At 71.0% G+C, this 3,504-nt stretch carries 6 protein-coding genes and 1 pseudogene; 5 read left to right on the plus strand and 2 right to left on the minus strand.

Annotated elements, in window-relative coordinates:
- The first annotated feature begins 265 nt into the window (after window positions 1-265).
- The 5 genes from RM812_RS40990 to RM812_RS41010 all read left to right on the plus strand — a co-directional run bounded on the left by RM812_RS40990 (window position 266) and on the right by RM812_RS41010 (window position 2,390).
- Window positions 266-406 (plus strand): hypothetical protein, encoded by a 141-nt coding sequence (locus RM812_RS40990; RefSeq protein WP_311585936.1) that lies wholly within the window; start codon window positions 266-268, stop codon window positions 404-406.
- 28 nt (window positions 407-434) lie between these two features.
- A complete protein-coding gene (locus RM812_RS40995) occupies window positions 435-917 on the plus strand; it encodes a helix-turn-helix domain-containing protein (RefSeq protein ID WP_311585938.1) in 483 nt (160 codons plus the stop codon).
- Window positions 918-1,237: 320 nt separating this feature from the next.
- Window positions 1,238-1,465: a hypothetical protein gene (locus RM812_RS41000; RefSeq protein WP_311585940.1), complete on the plus strand. Its 228-nt coding sequence runs from the start codon at window positions 1,238-1,240 to the stop codon at window positions 1,463-1,465.
- 128 nt (window positions 1,466-1,593) lie between these two features.
- Window positions 1,594-1,830 (plus strand): tetratricopeptide repeat protein, encoded by a 237-nt coding sequence (locus tag RM812_RS41005; RefSeq protein WP_311585946.1) that lies wholly within the window; start codon window positions 1,594-1,596, stop codon window positions 1,828-1,830.
- 92 nt (window positions 1,831-1,922) lie between these two features.
- On the plus strand, window positions 1,923-2,390 hold the full coding sequence (locus RM812_RS41010) for a hypothetical protein (RefSeq protein ID WP_311585942.1): 468 nt from the start codon (window positions 1,923-1,925) through the stop codon (window positions 2,388-2,390).
- Here the strand turns inward: RM812_RS41010 and RM812_RS41015 are convergent.
- Window positions 2,379-3,176, minus strand: coding sequence for a nucleoside phosphorylase (locus RM812_RS41015; protein ID WP_311585944.1), 798 nt, complete (start codon window positions 3,174-3,176; stop codon window positions 2,379-2,381). The two genes, RM812_RS41010 and RM812_RS41015, sit on opposite strands and share 12 nt — an antisense overlap.
- Window positions 3,173-3,504 (minus strand): annotated as a pseudogene (locus tag RM812_RS41020) (radical SAM protein); the annotation flags it as partial. The pseudogene RM812_RS41020 and the gene RM812_RS41015, both read right to left, overlap by 4 nt.

Below are 3,504 nucleotides of genomic sequence, written 5' to 3' on the forward strand. Positions count from 1 at the left end.
TCGGGGCCCCGGACATCGGAACGGGTCTTCCGCGTCACCGCCCGCGTGGCATCCGACGTCTCACCGAGCGGGTCCGCTGGCTGATCACCGGGGTGGTCGGATCACCGGTGTCAACGGAGCTCGAGCACGGCTGCGCGCACGAGACCGACCGCCTCACCATCAAGCTGACTCTCGAACAGGCGCGCCGTCTGACACAGCACAGCACCTCCTGCTCGCGGAGGTCGCCAACCCCTCCGCACGGCTCCAACGACTGCTCGGAAGAACCGTGGGCGCCGGCGCCTCGGTAACCACGCCCGGCGGCGGACCCGGCCCCGACCGCTACACGATCACCCTGGGCCCCGAGCAGGCGCGCCGCCTAACGCACCACCTGGACCCCGACCTCGACGTCGCCCCCGCCGTCGTCTGACCGCACACTGATCTGGACACCCCAAACGATGACCACCACCCTGTTTCCCACCACGCCCCTCACCAAGGCTGAGCGGGATGTCGCCGCCCTGGTGGCGACCGGCCTGGGCCCGCACACGATCGCCGCCCGACGGCGCCTAGCCCCGTCGACGGTCAAGAAGCGCCTCCACACGCTGCGCTCGAAGCTCCACTGCCCCGGCGCGCCCCATCATGTCCTGGTTCACGCCGTCCTTTCCGCCGGGCAGGCGCTGACGCCCCCGGCTCCCCGGCCTGCTCCCGACGTCAGCCCCGACCAGGCAAGGCTGTGGCGCGCGCTGGCCGTCCACCGGCTTGCTCCCGACATCGGGCAGGCCGCCGGTATCGCTCCCTCCGCGGTGAAGAAGCGCACGGCGCAACTCCTCACCGCGGTTGGCGCCCGCGATCTCACGCATCTCGTCATCCTGGGTCACGCCTGGGGCCAGCTCACCGCGGAGAACCCCGCTCCGGTGCACGCTTCGGGAGGCGACCGGTGAGCAAGACGAGAAGAGCAGCCAGCGCCCGGCCGTGTGCCCCCCTGAGCACAGAGCTGAGGGAGATGGTCGTTCCACCTACAGTGCCCCTCTCCCTATTCACTCCTACCGAGTGGCGTGTCGTCGAGTGCCTCATGCGTGGGCTGACGCCCGGAGAGATTGCCGCCGAGCTCAAACGGTCGATCATCACGACGCGCCGGCACCTCCGCTTCCTGCGGTACAAAACCCACTCCCCCACGCGCTGTCCCCTCCCGGTTCTCGTGCACCGCCTGCTCACCTCCCACGGGGCCACAGCACCGGCCACCGACCTTCCAGTGCCGGACTTGGACCCGAGTGAGGTGAGGCTGCTGCGTGCCCTCGCCGAGGAGAGCACGCCTGTCGGCCGTGTGACCGCCACCGGCCTTTCCCCCTCCGCCGCCGCTTCGGCACTCCACGCCCTGCTCGCCAAGACCGGAGCGGCCAACGCCACCCAGCTGGTGGTCCTCGCTCACAGCTGGAAACTGCTACCCACCAAGCAGGACCACAGGGGCCGGAACGGAGCGAGCCGGTGAGCATGCACCCGACTCCCACGACCCGCCACCAGCGACCAGCCGCGGCATCGCTCACCCCGGCGGTCCCGACAGCGCTGGACGCTCTCGACGCGGCCCGCGCCCTGGCCTAACTAACACGCGCACACGCCCTGTCCGGCGAACTCGACGCCGCCGAGCGTGAAGGAAGGCAGGTTGTCATCGAGTGCAGGGCGGTACGCTCTCCGCGCTGGACGGCCCGCAGTCTCGAACTCCTCGGTCGCACCCTCCAGGAGGCCGGTCACAGCGATCAGGCACGCGCTGCGTTCGAGCAGTCGCTCCAGATCTACACGGACCTCAACCCGCACGACGCCGACCGCGTACGCCGACAGCTTCCGTCCGCCTCATAACCCACAACAGCTAGCTTCTCGGCCCCGTCCCGGGCGGGCCGGATCCTCACCGTCACCCCGCACCACCCGCCGAATCACGGAGGTACCTACACATGACCCAGCGGAGCGCTCCCGTCATCACCCCGCTGACCGCCACCGAGCGGAGGGTCCTCGAAGAGATCTCCCTCGGTCATGCGCCGGCGGTCGGCTCCTCGAACCTGAAGATGGCGCGAGGCACCTTCAACCGCCACTCCACCCAGATCGGCCACAAGCTGCAGGCCAGGAAGCCCCCGCTCAAAGTGCAGATGGGCTTCGTCTCCGGCGAACTGCACCTCCCTGAACCCTTGTCGGCGCCCGCGCCGTTCGACGAGCAGGAACGGCTGCTGTGGCAGGCCCACGCTCTACACCACACGGCCGCCGCCATCGCCAAGCACGCCCGGATCGACCAGTTCGACCTCGCTGGCGCCACCGCTCGCCTCATGGCTAAGGCAGGAGCGGACAACGAGGCACACCTGATCCGCCTCGGTCACGCCTACGGAGTCCTCACCACCACCGATGTACCCACGCCGTCACCGACCTGACTCGGCATCCCGATCCGCGAGAGCGCGAGTGGCGGCGCCGAGGAGAAGTCGAAGTCCTTCACCGGTCTGCGGTGCGTTGGTGCGCGGAGCTCGGCTGGCGAGGGAGTCGGCGACCGTGAACGCGGCGGCGGCCGGCACGTGGCGGTAGCGGGTAACGGCCAGAATGCCGGCCGCTTCCATGTCGGCGACGACGGCGTCCTCCGCCGTGTACTGCCGCACTTCAGCGGCGCTCTCCCGGTACAGCGCGTCGGTGGTCCAGGCGCGCCCCCGGCGGGCGGCCGCGCCGAGGGTGGCGGCCGCGGCCGCCAGGCGGTCGGTCAGGTCGGGATCGGGGGCGACGTAGCGGCCGGGGGGCAGGTAGTGGTGGGAGAGGCCTTCGCCTCGCAGGGCGTCCTGGCAGATCACCAGGTCGCCGGGCTGAAGGATGTCGGTGAGAGTGGCGGCGGTGCCGATCGTGATGACGGCGCGGGCGCCGAGGGCGATGAGCTGTTCGACGATGAGGCCGGCGGCCGGGGCGCCGCGCCCGAAGCCGGAGCGGAGGACGACGCCGTCGGCCGTGCGGTGGAGATCGGCCGACACCCAGCGTTCCAGCGGCCGGGTGCCGGTGCGGCGGGCGGCGTGCTCGGCCAGCGAGGACTGGTAGAGCAGGATCGCTCCCGGACTGCGGGCGAGGCCGGCGTCCGGGTGGCGGGCGCGGATGTAGGCGGCGTGTTCGGCCGGGTCGGTGAGGGAGGGCAGGAGGTGTTTGTCCGCGGGCAGCGGGGCCCCGGGCGCGGGGATGCTCATCGGGTGGTCGTGCGCTGTTCGATCGCGCGCAGCAGGCGCTGTTCGTCTGCGGGGTCGACTTCGTTGACGGTGTGCCACGGCAGGACGGGGTCGTCGATGAGGCGCAGGTGGCGCTGGAAGTCGAGGCCGTGGTCATCCAGTGCCTTCAGCAGGACGTCGCGGTCCAGGCAGGTGAGATCGGCGCCGCTGTCGTAGAGGTCCTCCAGGACGCGGCCGACGCGCCGGTCGCCGCGCAGGCAGACGGCCTCCAGGTAGAGGCGGTTGGTCTCGCCGTACTGGACGCGGTAGTGCTCGGCGAAGGTCTCCTCGCCGACGAGGTCGCGCAGCC

This window comes from Streptomyces lancefieldiae (assembly GCF_031845825.1).
Lineage (GTDB): Bacteria > Actinomycetota > Actinomycetes > Streptomycetales > Streptomycetaceae > Streptomyces > Streptomyces lancefieldiae.

Coding starts and splice junctions, on each gene's coding strand:
- RM812_RS40995 (WP_311585938.1), top strand. CDS start 435: ATGACCACCACCCTGTTTCCCACCACGCCCCTCACCAAGGCTGAGCGG.
- RM812_RS41010 (WP_311585942.1), top strand. CDS start 1,923: ATGACCCAGCGGAGCGCTCCCGTCATCACCCCGCTGACCGCCACCGAG.
- RM812_RS41015 (WP_311585944.1), bottom strand. CDS start 3,176: ATGAGCATCCCCGCGCCCGGGGCCCCGCTGCCCGCGGACAAACACCTC.